This window comes from Geobacillus genomosp. 3, assembly GCF_000445995.2.
In the GTDB taxonomy this organism is placed as follows: Bacteria; Bacillota; Bacilli; order Bacillales; family Anoxybacillaceae; genus Geobacillus.
In genome coordinates this window covers 1095216-1110390 of the sequence record NC_022080.4, presented here as the reverse complement: position 1 = coordinate 1110390, position 15175 = coordinate 1095216, and the positions used below count along the sequence as shown (strand labels likewise).

The following is a 15175-nucleotide window of genomic DNA, read 5'->3' as shown; positions in this document are numbered from 1 at the left end:
AGAAGATGAAAAAAGAAACACCCGCCGGACAAACATGTCTGGCGGGTGTTGGAGCGTTCGTTCAGCTTGATTTTAATTTTTCCAGTTCAGTTAAAAACTTGTCATTTAACACTTTAATATACGTCCCTTTCATGCCGAGCGAACGTGATTCAATGACCCCGGCGCTCTCAAGCTTGCGCAGGGCGTTGACGATCACCGAACGGGTAATGCCGACGCGGTCAGCAATTTTGCTGGCGACAAGCAGCCCTTCCGTTCCGTCAAGCTCTTCGAAAATATGTTCAATCGCCTCGAGTTCGCTGTAGGAAAGCGAGCTGATCGCCATTTGCACGACCGCCTTGCTGCGTGCTTCCTCTTCGATTTCCTCCGTTTTTTCGCGCAAAATCTCCATGCCGACGACCGTTGCGCCATACTCGGCTAAAATCAAGTCGTCGTTATCAAACTCGCGGTCAAGGCGCGACAAAATGAGCGTGCCGAGCCGTTCCCCCCCACCGTTGATCGGAACAATCGTCGTCAAGCCGGTTTTAAACAAGTCACGATTTTCCACTGGAAATGCCGTATATTCGCTATTAATATCGATATTAGGAGACGTTTCCGTAATGTTGAACAAGTTTCTCGTATATTCTTCCGGAAACTGCCGCTCCTCAAGCATCCGTTTCATCCGCTCGTTTTCGATCGATTGCTTGACGGCAAATCCGAGCAGTTTGCCGCGGCGGCTGACAACGAACACGTTCGCTTCAATGACGTCGCAAAGCGTTTCCGCCATTTCTTTAAAATTGACCGGTCGCCCGGCTGCTTTTTGCAGCATGGCATTAATTTTTCGCGTTTTCTCTAGCAAATTCATTGGTTCCATCTCCTCCTCATAAAATAAACTCGCTTAAATCTTTGTTTTTCACGATGGTGCCGAGTTTTTGTTCGACGTATTGCGGCGTGATGACGACTCGATCGAGTCCGATATCCGGCGCCTCAAACAGCAAATCTTCAAGCAGTTTTTCCAAAATCGTATGGAGCCGGCGCGCGCCGATATTGTCAGTCGTCTGGTTCACTTCAAACGCCACTTCGGCAATCTTACGAATAGCATCGTCAGAAAATTCAAGATTTATACCTTCTGTCGCTAAAAGCGCCTGATATTGTTTAATGAGCGCGTTATTCGGCTCGACTAATATACTTACGAAATCGTCAACCGAAAGTTTCGTTAATTCGACGCGAATCGGAAACCGGCCTTGCAGCTCGGGAATCAAATCCGATGGCTTCGCCATATGAAACGCGCCGGCTGCAATAAATAAAATATGATCTGTTTTGACCGGCCCGTATTTTGTCATGACCGTCGATCCCTCGACAATCGGCAAAATGTCGCGCTGCACCCCTTCGCGCGAGACGTCGGCCGAGCCGGACGCCGATCCGCTGCGGGCAATTTTATCAATTTCATCGATAAAGATGATGCCGGACTGCTCAGCGAGGCGAACCGCCTCTTGCGTCACCTCATCCATATCGATCAGTTTTTGCGCCTCTTCATTGATAAGCACCTTGCGCGCCTCGCTCACCTTTAGGCGTCGCTTTTTGCGCCGCCGCGGCATTAAGCTGCTGAGCGCATCCTGCATATTCATGCCCATCTGTTCAATGCCCGCCCCTTGCAAAAAGTCAAAGAGCATCGGCGGCTGCTCCTCTATTTCAATCGTGACCATCTCGTTTTCGAGTTGGCCGTTTGCCAGCTGCCAGGCGACTTGGCGCCGCTTTTGCTCCACTTGTTCATCGTCGTGGCTGTGGCCGCTGTCCGGTTGGCCCGCTTGACTGCCAAACAACAGCTCGAGCGGGTTTTTGATCGTTTGCTTTTGCTTGCCCGGAACGAGCAATTCCACAAGCCGTTTATTCGCTTGCTGCTCGGCCCGGTCTTTCACGTCATTCATTTTCCGCTCTTTCACAAGCCTGACGGACGTTTCGACCAAATCGCGCACCATCGATTCAACGTCACGGCCGACATAGCCGACTTCCGTAAATTTCGTCGCCTCGACTTTGATAAACGGCGCCCCGACAAGTTTGGCGAGCCGGCGGGCAATCTCCGTCTTCCCGACCCCCGTCGGGCCGATCATTAAAATGTTTTTCGGCATCACTTCATCGCGCAATTTTTCATCGAGCAAACTGCGGCGATACCGGTTGCGGAGCGCAATCGCCACCGCCTTTTTCGCCTCTTTTTGTCCGACGATAAACTGATCGAGCTTCTCGACAATTTGCCGTGGAGTCAATGTTTCCGCCATCATCGGCCCCCCTTTTTTACAACTCTTCGACAATAATATGGCCGTTCGTATAAACGCAAATGTCAGCGGCAATCTCAAGCGCGGCTTTCGCAATCGCTTTGGCCGTCATCGAGCCGCCGGCATACTGCTTCAAGGCACGCCCGGCGGCAAGCGCATAGTGGCCGCCCGACCCGATGGCGAGCATGCCGTCATCCGGTTCAATCACTTCACCAGTGCCGGAAATCAACAGCAAATGTTCCTTGTCCATGACAATCAACATTGCCTCAAGGCGGCGCAGCACTTTATCGCTTCGCCACTCTTTCGCCAGCTCAACGGCCGCGCGCGGCAAGTTGCCGTTGAATTGTTCGAGCTTGCCTTCAAACATCTCAAACAGCGTAAACGCGTCGGCCACCGAGCCGGCAAAACCGGCAAGCACTTTGCCATGAAACAAGCGCCGCACTTTCTTCGCCGTATGTTTCATGACGACCGCGTTGCCGAACGTCACTTGGCCGTCGCCGGCCATCGCCGCCGCACCGTTATGGCGGATGGCAAAAATCGTCGTCGCATGAAAGCGTTCCATCGTTCCCCCTCCTTACGCGCGCGCTATGCCCGCGGATGCGCCTGCAAATAAATGTGCCGCAAACGGTCTTTCGTCACATGGGTGTACACTTGCGTCGATGATAGATGCGCATGGCCGAGCAGCTCCTGCACAGAGCGAAGATCCGCCCCTTCGTTAAGCAAATGGGTCGCAAACGTATGGCGCAACACGTGCGGGCTGATGTTTTGCGTCAGCGCCGCCGCTTCAACGATCCGGTCTAAAATGTGGCGCACCCCCCGGGGCGTGAGCGGGTTGCCGCGGGCGTTGACAAACAAATACCGGTGATCTGCCGGCAGCCGCCTGATCAGTTCGCGCCGTCCGTCGTCGAGATACCGTCGGAGCGCTTCCTTAGCGGGGCGGCCAAACGGAACGTAGCGTTGCTTGCCTCCTTTCCCATGAATCAGCACCGTATCTGCAGCAAAATCAAGGTCGGACAAGTGAATGTGACAACATTCACTAACTCGGGCGCCAGTGGCGTACAGCAGTTCCAACAGTGCTGCGTTGCGCTGGCCGATGGCGGTATTTCCATCATTGACACGAAACAGTGCTTCTAATTCTTCGCGATATAAAAAATTAGGAATTTTTTGCTCTTTTTTCGGCAGTGACGCAAGCGCAAACGGGTTTTCGGCCGCCCGTCCTTCGCGCAGCAAAAACTTGTAAAAGCTGCGCAAGCTCGAAATTTTACGGGCGACCGAACGGCTCGTCAAATGCTGGCTATACAGTTTCGTCAAATACAAGCGGACGTCGCTGTAGGCCACTTGGTCAAGCTCATGGATCCCTTCTTCGTTCATGAATTGGAAAAACTGCTCAATATCGCGCCGGTAGCACGCAATAGTATATTGTGAATAATTTTTCTCGATTTGTAAATATTCCATGAATAATTGTAACGCAAATGTTGCATTTTCCATCGCCTCACCCCGCAATGCTTCTACATCGTACCATATGTTCCCTTGCGGCGCAACTATTTTTTCTAAAATTCTGAATTGTACTCAATACTCGGTTACGTTTCCGGCTGTTCTTCATAATCGCATGCTGTGCATTGCACTTGCACACCTTTTTTCAGCTTTTTCTCGACGAGCAGGCTGCCGCATTTCGGGCATGGACGGGCAAGCGGCTTATCCCACGAGACGAAATCGCACTCCGGGAAACGACTGCAACCGTAAAAGATTCGCTTTTTCTTTGTGCTGCGCTCGACAATCTCCCCTTCGCGGCATTTCGGGCATTTGACGCCGATTTCTTTGACGATCGGCTTCGTATGACGGCATTCCGGGAAATTGGAGCAGGCGATAAATTTGCCGAAGCGGCCCATTTTGTACACCATCGGGCTGCCGCACACCTCGCAGTCGATGCCGGCCGGCTCATCCTTAATCTCTACTTCGCGCATTTCTTTTTCCGCCACTTTCAGCCGTTTCTCAAACTCGCGATAAAATTCATCGACAACTTTGATCCATTCCTCTTTCCCTTCTTCAATTTCGTCTAACTCTTTTTCCATCTTCGCGGTAAACTCAACGTCAATGATTTCCGGGAAAAACTCAAGCATCAATTCGACGACGATTTCCCCAAGTTCCGTTGGGACGAACCGCTTGTTCTCAAGCACTACGTAGTTGCGTTTTTGAATTGTATCAAGCGTCGGGGCATAGGTCGACGGGCGGCCGATGCCGAGCTCCTCTAACGTTTTGACGAGGCGCGCTTCCGTATAGCGCGGCGGCGGTTGGGTGAAATGTTGCTTTGGGTCGATCGCCTCACTTTCGACTGTCTCCCCTTCCGCTAGATCCGGAAGCAGCCGGTTTTGCTCTTCCGTTTGATCGTCCGTTCCTTCAATATACACTTTCATAAACCCTGGAAACTTCACTGTCGACCCGCTCGCGCGGAATACGACGCCGTTGTTCTCGAGCTCAACGCTCATCGTATCAAGCACGGCCGCCGTCATTTGACTGGCGATAAACCGTTCCCAAATGAGTTTATACAACCGGAATTGGTCGCGCGTCAAATACGGCTTCACGTTCTCCGGGTCGCGAAACGCCGCTGTCGGGCGGATCGCCTCGTGGGCATCCTGAGCGTTCGTGCCTTTCTTCTCTTTTCGCTTCTCTTGATTGACGTACGCGGCACCGAATTTGGCCTCAATATACGCCGCCGCCTCTTGCTGCGCCGTTTCGGCGATGCGCGTCGAATCGGTGCGCATGTACGTGATCAACCCGACCGTCCCCTCGCTGCCGAGGTCGATCCCCTCGTACAGCTGTTGGGCGATCATCATCGTCTTTTTTGTGCGGAAATTCAGCTTGCGCGCCGCCTCCTGTTGCAGCGACGACGTTGTAAACGGCGGCACCGGGCTTCGTTTTCGCTCCCGTTTTGTCACCGTTTTCACGGTAAACGCAGACCCGTTCAAGCGGGCGAGCACCGCTTTGACGTCCGCTTCCGTTTTTAACTCGCGCTTTTCACCGTCCACCCCGTAAAACGAAGCCGCAAACGTCTCGTCCCCTTTTTGAAACGTCGCTTGAATCGTCCAATACTCTTGCGGCTGAAACTGACGGATTTCTTTTTCCCGGTCGATGATCAGACGCAGTGCAACTGATTGGACACGGCCGGCACTTAACCCTTTTTTCACTTTTTTCCATAAGAGCGGGCTGATGTTATAGCCGACAAGACGGTCGAGCACGCGCCGCGCCTGTTGGGCGTCAACAAGATTCATATTGATGGAGCGCGGCTGTTGGAACGATTGTTTAATGGCGTCTTTTGTAATTTCATGAAAAACAACGCGGCAATCGGAGTGAATATCGAGATTAAGCATGTTAGCCAAATGCCAGGCGATCGCCTCCCCTTCCCGGTCCGGGTCGGCGGCAAGAAACACTTTTTTCGCCTTTTTGGCCGCCGTTTTCAACTCTTTAATCACTTGGCCTTTGCCACGGATCGTAATGTATTTCAGCGCGTAGCCGCGGTCTATATCAACGCCCATCTGGCTTTTTGGCAGATCACGAACGTGCCCCATCGAGGCTTTGACCGTATATTTTTTTCCTAAGTACCGTTCGATCGTCTTCGCTTTCGTTGGCGATTCGACGATAACTAAGTAGTCTGACATCCATCTTCCACCCCTAGGAAGTAAATTGAAATCTTCATTATTATTAATGATTATTGCCGCATTTGTCAAACATGATCATTATACGTACGGGAATTCGGCGATGATGTCTTCCGCCTCCTGCACTAGTTTTGCCCCGTGCTGAATGAGCGTATTCGGCCCGACAGCTTCGGCCGCCCCGATCGGGCCGGGGACAGCGAACACTTCCCGTCCTTGTTCGAGCGCATACGCGGCGGTAATGAGCGAGCCGCTTTTCTGTTTCGCCTGCACGACAAGCGTACCGAGCGACAGCCCGCTGATGATGCGGTTGCGCGCCGGAAACTGCCACGCCTGCGGCTTCGTTGCCGGCGGATGTTCCGCAATGACGAGCTGGCCATCCATAAGGAGCCGGGCGAATGGCCGGTGCGCTTTCGGGTAAACATGATCCAGCCCGCCGGCAATGACCGCGATCGTCGTTCCGCCGTGCCTGACGGCAAGCCGATGGGCATGAATGTCGATGCCGGCAGCGAGCCCACTGACGATCGTCCATCCGGCGGCCGCAAGCGGCGGCACAAGCTTGTCAAGCGCTTCGATTCCGTCTTTGGTCGGGCGCCGCGTGCCGACGATGCTGATCAACTTTGGTTCTTGAAGCAAGGCGATGTTTCCTTTTGCATACAGCACCCATGGCGGAGCGTAAATATGCTTTAAGAGCGGCGGGTAGCCGGCATCGAATACGGTCATAACGTGAACGCGCCGCGCTTCATACGTTTTAATGAGCCGATGAAGATCAATGGAATGCAAATCGCGGAAAAAAGCGGCAAATTGCTGAGAAGTAAGCGGAACGAGCGAACGGAGAGATTGAGGAGACATAGAAAACGGAATCGCAAGCGTCGGGTCCACGTCAAGCAGACAACGGATTGTCTTCCAGCCGGCCCCCCGGCAATGGTGAAGATGAATGAGCCGGTCGCGAACCGTATCGTACATACCATTCTCCTTTCTGCGCCAATGGTAAACAGCACCCCGCACGATAGCGTGCGGGGCTCCGTCTTAATGCGTTTTACATTTTTCGTACAATCCGCGCTCTTTTAGGACGGAAATAAGCGTTTCACCGATGACGGCCGGCGTTTCCGCCACTTTAATGCCGCATTCGGTCATCTTTTTGATTTTTTCCGCCGCCGTGCCTTTGCCGCCGGAAATGATGGCGCCCGCGTGGCCCATCCGTTTGCCCGGAGGCGCCGTCTGTCCGCCGATAAAGCCGACGACCGGCTTCGTCATGTTCGCTTTCACCCATTCGGCCGCTTCTTCTTCCGCCGTGCCGCCGATTTCGCCGATCATAATGACCGCGTACGTCTCCTCGTCTTCGTTAAACGCCTTCAGCACATCGATGAAGTTCGTGCCGTTGACCGGGTCGCCGCCAATGCCGACCGCCGTCGATTGGCCGATGCCGGCTTGCGTCAATTGATGAACCGCTTCATACGTCAGCGTGCCGGAGCGCGAGACGATGCCGACGTGCCCTTTTTTATGGATATAGCCCGGCATAATGCCGATTTTGCACTCTTCCGGCGTAATGACGCCCGGGCAATTCGGGCCGATGAGGCGAGTCTTTTTCCCTTCCATGTACCGCTTCACTTTCACCATATCGAGCACCGGAATGCCTTCGGTGATGCAGACGACAAGATCAAGCCCGGCGTCGACCGCTTCCATAATGGCGTCTGCGGCAAACGCCGGCGGAACGTAAATGACCGAGGCGTTCGCGCCTGTTTTTTCGACCGCTTCGGAAACGGTGTCAAACACCGGCACGCCTTCGACTTCCGTGCCGCCTTTGCCCGGCGTAACACCGCCGACAATATTCGTGCCGTACTCGATCATCTGCTTAGTATGGAACAGCCCTTGCGAACCGGTAATCCCTTGTACGATGACTTTCGTGTCTTTATTGACAAAAACGCTCACATGTCTCCCTCACTTTCTTAACGTACTAGCTCAACAATTTTTTGCGCGCCATCCGCCATCGATTCCGCCGCCGTAATGTTTAAGCCCGATTCTTGCAAAATCTTTTTCCCGAGCTCGACGTTCGTGCCCTCAAGACGGACGACAAGCGGAAGCGTGAGGCCGACTTGCTTCGTCGCTGCGACGATGCCGCTCGCGATGACATCGCATTTCATAATGCCGCCGAAAATGTTGACGAAAATGCCTTTCACGTTCGGGTCCGACAAAATGATTTTGAACGCTTCCGTCACTTTTTCCTCGCTGGCGCCGCCGCCGACATCGAGGAAGTTGGCCGGCTCGCCGCCGTAATATTTGATGATGTCCATCGTCGCCATCGCCAAGCCGGCGCCGTTGACCATGCAGCCGATGTTGCCGTCAAGGGCGATGTAGTTCAAGTCGTATTTCGATGCTTCAACCTCTTTCGGATCTTCTTCGTCCAAATCGCGGTATTCGAGCACGTCCGGGTGGCGGTACAACGCGTTCGAATCAAAGTTCAGCTTCGCGTCAAGCGCCATCACTTTGCCGTCGCCGGTGACGACAAGCGGGTTGATTTCCGCGATCGAGCAGTCTTTGTCGGCAAACACTTGGTACAAGCCCATCATAAATTTGACCGCTTGGTTGACGAGATGCTTCGGAATGTTGATGTTGAAAGCCAATCGGCGCGCTTGGAACGCCTGCAGCCCGACGGCCGGGTCAATGTACTCTTTGAAAATTTTCTCCGGCGTTTTCGCCGCCACTTCCTCAATTTCTGTGCCGCCTTCCTCCGAGCCCATTAAGACGACGCGCGAAGTGGCGCGGTCGACGACAAGGCCGATATAGTATTCTTTTTGAATGTCGCATCCTTCTTCAATCAACAGCCGTTTCACTTCTTTTCCTTCCGGGCCGGTTTGATGGGTGACGAGCACTTTGCCGAGCAATTCACCGGCGTATGCCCGGACTTCCTCGAGGCTTTTCGCCACTTTTACTCCGCCCGCTTTACCGCGCCCCCCGGCATGAATTTGCGCTTTGACAACGCACACAGGTGTGCCGAGCGCTTTTGCCGCTTCCACCGCTTCATCAACTGTGAACGCGACGCGGCCGTTCGGCACGCTTACGCCATAGCTTCGCAAAATTTCTTTTGCCTGGTATTCATGAATGTTCATGCGCCAACCTCCTATGTATGAAACTAAAAAAGTCTTAGCGCTTTCATTTTATACCTAACATTTCACGCTTGTCCACCGTTTCGCCACAAAATTAAGAAATCGGGGAATAGGAAAATATTTACTCATCAGAAGCTGACCCTTTCGCCGCCCGATCAAGCTTGTATAAAAACGCAAACAACTCTGCCACGAGCGCGTACAGCTCCTCCGGAACCGCCTCATTGATCTCCACCTTGCCCAGCAGCTCAACAAGCGTCGGGTCTTTCCGCACCGGCACACCATGCTGCTTAGCGGCGGCGATGATCGCTGCTGCGATCTTTCCGTCTCCTTTCGCTTTTACAACCGGAGCAGCATGAACCGCTGCGTCATAGGACAGGGCGACCGCTTTTTTCCGTTCCTCGCTCATATGCGCCAATCCACCTCGCAATCACGGGCGGCGAACGGCAAAACAGAAGGAGCCGGGGGACCGGCACCAGCCGCTTTCACGTCAATGCCCGACAGCAAATAGCCGTGTGCCTGAAGACGCTCTTTCACCAGCGGGGCAAAGCGATGGGCGAGCTCCGGCAGCCTTGGGTCATCATGAAAAACGGAAATATGGACGATCCGCCGTTGCACGCGCATATCGACCAACATTTCGCCCAGCTCTTCGAGCGTTACGCTGCAAACAATGCGGCTGTAATCGGGATCAAACACCCCCCCATCCTTCCGCCGCCCTTGCCAATAAACCGAAAAATCGCGGTTTTGCCCGCCGAGCGGACAAGGAAAAGAAAGCCAAACATGCCCAAGCGGCCCATCGCTTCCAGCGATGACGACCATTCCGTCAAGACGGTCAAGAAGCACCGCTGCCGCGGCTTTGGCTTCTTTGCCTTCCGCCCCGCTGAGCAGATGAAGAAGCAGCCGTCTCAACGATGAAACCATCGGCAACGAACCCCCTGTTTTCACCGCGCCGGCGAGCATCGCCTCGTCCTCAAGCCCGAGGCGTCCGACGATCCGCCTCAGCCAATGAAACAGCGACAGCGCCGGATCGCCGGCCGCGCGGACAGACATCCACAACTTCGCTTCCGCCTCGGAAAGCGCACCGCTTTTGTAAGCGGCATCGACAGCAACAAAGCGCGCGAAAAACGCTTCCTCATCCGGCAGGCTAAGCAGCTTCCCGACTTCAGCAAACTGCCGCTGCAGCAGCGCCTTCTGAAGGGAGGCCATCCGTTCCGCCGGCAGCGGAACAAGCCCGAGGCGGGAAAGAAGCGCATGAGCCGGCCCCTTCGTTCCTTCTTCCGCCGCCAACAACAGGCGCACCGCTGCCTCGTAGGCGAACAGCGGGGGCGAAAGAAGCCGATCGGCCGCTTGGGTGAACGCGGACGCCATCGGGCTCAAAGAATGGGCGGCAAGCGCCGCTTTCAATCGTCCAAGCTGCGATGCGAGCGGCTCTCCGGTCCGCGCCGCCCACAGCGCGCGAAACATAGCGGAAGACGGCGGGAGGCGGCGGTGAAACAAATAAGCGAGCACTTCCTCAGCCTCGGCCGGCTGGCCGGTTTTCCGCACCGTCGCCGCCAGTTCCGCGGCTTCTTCCTTCGTCAAAGCCGCGCCCGCTTTCAGCGCTTGGCGGAGCACCGGGAGCGCGGCTTCGGGCAGCTTCCATGCCTGCTGCCATCGACGGATCGCATCTTCATAGGGAACGGCAGGCTCCCGCCCGGAAAGCGGGATCGCTTTCCAGTAAACGTTGCCGCCGTTTTCCTTCATTTCAAATAAATACATGCGCCCGGCAGCAAGCGGCGCCTCGAGACGGGCGCGCACGATGTGGCCGCCGGCGCGGACAAGCGCTGTCCGCCCCCCGCCTTCCATTTCTTCGACCTTCTCCACCCGCCCGACAACCGCCTGTCCCGGCCGAAACCGTCCGCTTGATGCCGCATCGCGGGCGGCGGTCACGGGAACGATTCGTTCCATCCGCTCCACCATTTTGCGTCCCCCTTTCATCTCCGATTCGTAATCCAACCGTCAGGCCGGCTAGTTTTCGGCTCCCGCCGCTTCCTTTACCGGCGCAAACGAGCGGCGGTGCTCCGGCGTTATGCCGTAGCGGCGGATCGCCTCAAGATGCTCCGGCGTCCCGTAGCCCATATGGCGGGAAAATCCATACTGCGGATAGCGGCGGTCGAGATCTTTCATCAACCGGTCGCGCGTCACTTTGGCCATGATCGACGCCGCGGCGATCGAAACGCTGTTGGCATCGCCTTTAATCAGGCGGCGCTGCGGCAGCGCGCACGGCACCGCCATCGCGTCAACGAGCAAGTAGTCGGGCGATGGTGAGAGCGCATGCACCGCCTTTGCCATCGCCTGCTTCGTCGCTTCGTAAATATTCCGCTCATCAATTTCCGCCGCACTGACAATGCCGATGCCGACAGCGACCGCGCACGCCTCGATTTGGGCAAACAACGCCTCGCGCTTGGCCGCCGTCAGCCGCTTCGAATCGTCAAGACCAGGCAAATACGCATCAGGCGGCAAAATGACCGCCGCTGCGACGACCGGCCCGGCGAGCGGCCCGCGTCCCGCTTCGTCAATGCCGGCGATCCGTTCGATGCCGGCGGCGTACAGTTCACGCTCATAGCGCATCAGCTCTTCCCAACGCTGCCGCATCGCTTTTTCCCGCTCTTTTTGTTTCATAAAACGAGCAAGCAACGCCCGCACGCTTTTTCGCTCATCGCCCCGCAGCATCTCCCAGCGCGGGTCGTCATCACCGCCAAGCTCCGGGAGCAGCGCTTCAATTTCTTTCACCGTGTACCGTTTCATGCCTCTCTCCCTTTTCTACTTATACTATCGGCCATGTTCAACCTGCTGTGAAGCAAAAAACGCCCGCCGGACGCCATTACGTCCAGGCAGCGGGCGTTTCAAAGCTCAGCCGTCCTAATTTTTCGGTGCGAATGTCGTATAAAACGATGTCAGCCACCTTGTCATAGTCAATGCCGCCGCCCGCCGTCAGGCAGCCGCGACGCCGGCCGATGGCGTCAAACAAGGCGACGATGTCAGCGGGGATGTTGTCGAGACGATAGCGCTCCGACAGCCGTTCCGGGTAATGGACTGACAAAAAGCGGAGCGCATAGACGGCAACATCTTGCAAGTTCAAAATTTCATCTTTAATCGCACCGGTGACCGCGAGCTTGAAGCCGACGTCTTCGTCTTCAAACTTTGGCCATAAAATGCCCGGTGTATCAAGCAGCTCCATTTCTTTGCCGACTTTGATCCATTGTTGGGCTTTCGTCACCCCCGGCTTGTCGCCGGTTTTGGCGATGTGGCGGCCGGCGAGCCGATTGATGAGCGTCGATTTGCCGACGTTTGGAATGCCGACAATGAGAGCTCGCACCGGACGCGGATTTTTAATGCCTTTCGCCCGCATTTTGTCAAACTTCTCTTTTACCATTTCCTTGGCAACAGCGGCGATTTGCCTGACTCCCGTCCCGCTTTGCGCATCGATGGCGATGGCCGTCCGGCCTTGGTCCCGGAAATAGCGAATCCATTGTTCAGTCACAGCCTCATCGGCCATGTCCGCTTTATTGAGCAAAATGAGGCGCGGCTTTTGCCCGAGAATATCGTCAATCATCGGATTGCGTGACGACATGGGCACGCGGGCGTCAAGCAGTTCGAACGCCACATCGATCAGCTTAAGTTTTTCTTGCACTTCCCGTTTCGCTTTCGCCATATGACCGGGAAACCATTGAATCGTCGTCATTGGCATCACCTGCCTTGTTTATTTCGCAATGCGGACGTCATCGAGCGGCCAGTAGACAATATTCGCCTTGCCGACGACTTTCTCCATCGGGATGAAGCCGATATGGCGGCTGTCTTTGCTGAAGCGGCGGTTGTCACCCATGACGAACAAATGCCCTTCCGGCACCGTGCTCCGCCCGGTTAGTTCCGCTAATGTAAACGGTTCGGTCAACGGCCCGTCGGCCACCTGCTTTTTATATTCGTCCAAATACGGTTCTGCATACGGCTTGCCGTTCACATACAGCGTGTCGTTTTTGTACTCGATGCGGTCGCCCGGCAGGCCGATCACCCGCTTAATATAGTCTCTCCCTTCTTCGGCATGAAACACAATAATATCGAAGCGATGCGGCATGCCGATTTTATACGCCAGTTTATTGACGATCATCCGTTCGTGGTTATGTAATGTTGGCATCATTGAATAGCCGTCGACAATAATCGGAGCGAAAATAAAGTAGCGGATGCCCCCGGCCAGCAGAACCGCGACGACAATGGCTTTCAACCACTCGCGCCATTCACTTTTCTTCTGTTCCATCTTTCTCCCACCTAAAATGATAATTTAGCTGCTTCGCCGATGGATAGGATAGTGAAAAAAGGAGCTTGAAAGCAAGCTCCTTTTCCGCTGTGATCCACCGTTGTCCGTTATTGGGCCGTTTTTTCTTTAATGCGCGCCGCTTTGCCGCGAAGTGCACGCAAGTAGTACAATTTCGCGCGGCGGACTTTCCCGCGGCGGATAACTTCCAATTTCGCGATTTTCGGCGTATGCACCGGGAACGTGCGCTCAACGCCGACGCCGTAAGACACTTTGCGAACCGTGAACGTTTCGCTGATGCCTGCTCCGCGCCGTTTGATGACGACACCTTCAAACACTTGGATGCGTTCGCGGTTGCCTTCCACAACTTTTACGTGGACGCGCACCGTGTCGCCCGGGCGGAAATCCGGCAAATCGGTTCGCAATTGTTCTTTCGTAATTTCTTGGATTAAATGATGCATCATTTTCCACTCCTTCCACAGATGTTCATGCCAATGCGTCTCATTCATTGCAGCGGAACATCGTTTTCCGTCCTTAAGCGGACTGCTTCAGTCACACAAAAGATATGATAGCATAAACGCCAGGCGCAGGCAATAGTTATTCGCATTGAAGGTCGCTGTTTTCCTTTTCGCGTTCATGTTCCCACTCTTTCAGCCACTGCTTTTGCTTCTCGGTGAGCGGATAGTCGGCGAGCAAATCCGGACGGCGCATAAACGTGCGCCGGAGCGATTCTTTCTCGCGCCATTCAGCGATAAGCTGGTGGTTGCCGGAAAGCAAAATGTCCGGCACTTTCATACCGCGAAAATCGGCCGGTCTTGTGTATTGCGGATACTCCAGCAAACCGGAACTGAACGAGTCGTCCACCGGCGACGCTTCGTTGCCGAGCACGCCGGGAAGCAACCGGACAACGCTGTCGACGATGACCATGGCGCCGAGCTCGCCGCCCGTTAAAATGTAATCGCCGATCGAAATTTCATCGGTCGCCAAATATTGGCGGATGCGCTCGTCATAGCCTTCATAATGGCCGCAAATAAGCACCAAATGCTCTTCTTTGGCGAGCTCTTCCGCCTTTTTTTGCGTATAGCGCTCACCTTGCGGGCAAAGCAAGATGATGCGCGCACGAGGCGACCCGGCCGTCACGTGTTCCACGGCATCGAAAATCGGCTGCGGCTTCAGCACCATGCCGGCTCCTCCACCGTACGGATAATCGTCAACGGTTTTATGTTTGTTATCGGCAAACTCACGGAAGTCAACAAGCCCGATTTGAACAGCCTTTTTTTCTTGCGCCTTTTTTAAAATGGATTCGCCAAGCACGCCGGAAAACATGTCGGGAAACAAGGTCAAAATATCGATCCGCATCATTCAAGCAGCCCTTTCATCGGCCGGATGATGATCATGTTGTGCTCCGGATCGACGCGAAGAACGACTTCATCAATGTACGGAATGAGCGCATCGGTGCCGTCATCGCGGCGGACGACCCAAACGTCGTTTGCCCCCGGCGTTAAAATTTCCCTGACTGCACCGACTGTCCTGCCTTCTTCCGTCACGACCGTACAGCCGATAATTTCATGGAAATAATACTCGCCTTCACCTAGTTCACCGAGCTGGCTTTCCGGCACTTTCAGCATCGCCCCTTTAAACGGCTCGACGTCGTTAATGCTGTCGTAGCCTTCAAACGACAGCAAGTCAAATGATTTATGGGGGCGATGGCTTTTCACGGTCACTTCGATCGGCTCGCTGTCACGTTCACGGAAAATGTACAGCTTGTTTCCTTTTTTGTACCGCTCTTCCGGAAAATCGGTGCGGGAAATGACGCGCACTTCGCCGCGAATGCCGTGCGTATTGACGATTTTGCCGACGTTAAACCATCGTTCCATCCCT

General features: G+C 54.7%; 16 protein-coding genes. All 16 read right to left on the bottom strand.

The genetic code is table 11. The features are described 5' to 3' along the window. Nucleotides 1-61: 61 nt before the first annotated feature. The 16 genes from codY to rimM all read right to left on the bottom strand — a co-directional run bounded on the left by codY (nucleotide 62) and on the right by rimM (nucleotide 15171). Nucleotides 62-841 carry a GTP-sensing pleiotropic transcriptional regulator CodY gene (codY, locus tag M493_RS05685; protein ID WP_020959341.1) on the bottom strand — a complete coding sequence of 260 codons (780 nt, stop codon included), beginning with the start codon at nucleotides 839-841 and terminating at the stop codon, nucleotides 62-64. A gap of 16 nt (nucleotides 842-857) precedes the next feature. Next, entirely contained in the window at nucleotides 858-2252 is a 1395-nt protein-coding gene (hslU, locus tag M493_RS05680) for an HslU--HslV peptidase ATPase subunit (protein WP_020959340.1), read from the bottom strand. A gap of 16 nt (nucleotides 2253-2268) precedes the next feature. Continuing rightward, on the bottom strand, nucleotides 2269-2811 hold the full coding sequence (gene hslV, locus M493_RS05675; RefSeq protein WP_020959339.1) for an ATP-dependent protease subunit HslV: 543 nt from the start codon (nucleotides 2809-2811) through the stop codon (nucleotides 2269-2271). A gap of 23 nt (nucleotides 2812-2834) precedes the next feature. Beyond that, entirely contained in the window at nucleotides 2835-3737 is a 903-nt protein-coding gene (xerC, locus tag M493_RS05670) for a tyrosine recombinase XerC (RefSeq protein ID WP_020959338.1), read from the bottom strand. A gap of 92 nt (nucleotides 3738-3829) precedes the next feature. Next, nucleotides 3830-5905: a type I DNA topoisomerase gene (topA, locus tag M493_RS05665; protein ID WP_020959337.1), complete on the bottom strand. Its 2076-nt coding sequence runs from the start codon at nucleotides 5903-5905 to the stop codon at nucleotides 3830-3832. A 78-nt stretch (nucleotides 5906-5983) separates the two neighbouring features. Further along, complete coding sequence (dprA, locus tag M493_RS05660; protein WP_020959336.1) at nucleotides 5984-6865, bottom strand: DNA-processing protein DprA; 882 nt, start codon at nucleotides 6863-6865, stop codon at nucleotides 5984-5986. Nucleotides 6866-6928: 63 nt separating this feature from the next. Continuing rightward, nucleotides 6929-7831 carry a succinate--CoA ligase subunit alpha gene (sucD, locus tag M493_RS05655; protein ID WP_015374401.1) on the bottom strand — a complete coding sequence of 301 codons (903 nt, stop codon included), beginning with the start codon at nucleotides 7829-7831 and terminating at the stop codon, nucleotides 6929-6931. A gap of 17 nt (nucleotides 7832-7848) precedes the next feature. Beyond that, nucleotides 7849-9009 carry an ADP-forming succinate--CoA ligase subunit beta gene (gene sucC / locus M493_RS05650; RefSeq protein WP_020959335.1) on the bottom strand — a complete coding sequence of 387 codons (1161 nt, stop codon included), beginning with the start codon at nucleotides 9007-9009 and terminating at the stop codon, nucleotides 7849-7851. A 118-nt stretch (nucleotides 9010-9127) separates the two neighbouring features. After that, entirely contained in the window at nucleotides 9128-9412 is a 285-nt protein-coding gene (locus M493_RS05645; RefSeq protein WP_020959334.1) for an EscU/YscU/HrcU family type III secretion system export apparatus switch protein, read from the bottom strand. Then, nucleotides 9409-10962, bottom strand: coding sequence for a hypothetical protein (locus M493_RS05640; RefSeq protein WP_020959333.1), 1554 nt, complete (start codon nucleotides 10960-10962; stop codon nucleotides 9409-9411). Before M493_RS05640 ends, M493_RS05645 begins: the two co-directional genes overlap by 4 nt. A 48-nt stretch (nucleotides 10963-11010) precedes the next feature. Next, on the bottom strand, nucleotides 11011-11790 hold the full coding sequence (locus tag M493_RS05635; protein WP_020959332.1) for a ribonuclease HII: 780 nt from the start codon (nucleotides 11788-11790) through the stop codon (nucleotides 11011-11013). 76 nt (nucleotides 11791-11866) lie between these two features. Then, nucleotides 11867-12733 carry a ribosome biogenesis GTPase YlqF gene (gene ylqF / locus M493_RS05630; protein WP_041267740.1) on the bottom strand — a complete coding sequence of 289 codons (867 nt, stop codon included), beginning with the start codon at nucleotides 12731-12733 and terminating at the stop codon, nucleotides 11867-11869. A 12-nt stretch (nucleotides 12734-12745) separates the two neighbouring features. After that, on the bottom strand, nucleotides 12746-13297 hold the full coding sequence (gene lepB / locus M493_RS05625) for a signal peptidase I (RefSeq protein ID WP_020959330.1): 552 nt from the start codon (nucleotides 13295-13297) through the stop codon (nucleotides 12746-12748). A gap of 107 nt (nucleotides 13298-13404) precedes the next feature. Then, entirely contained in the window at nucleotides 13405-13755 is a 351-nt protein-coding gene (rplS, locus tag M493_RS05620) for a 50S ribosomal protein L19 (protein WP_020959329.1), read from the bottom strand. Nucleotides 13756-13891: 136 nt separating this feature from the next. Beyond that, entirely contained in the window at nucleotides 13892-14653 is a 762-nt protein-coding gene (trmD, locus tag M493_RS05615; protein WP_200865288.1) for a tRNA (guanosine(37)-N1)-methyltransferase TrmD, read from the bottom strand. Next, nucleotides 14653-15171, bottom strand: coding sequence for a ribosome maturation factor RimM (gene rimM / locus M493_RS05610; RefSeq protein WP_020959327.1), 519 nt, complete (start codon nucleotides 15169-15171; stop codon nucleotides 14653-14655). The genes trmD and rimM overlap by 1 nt, the downstream gene beginning before the upstream one ends. Nucleotides 15172-15175: the final 4 nt, after the last annotated feature.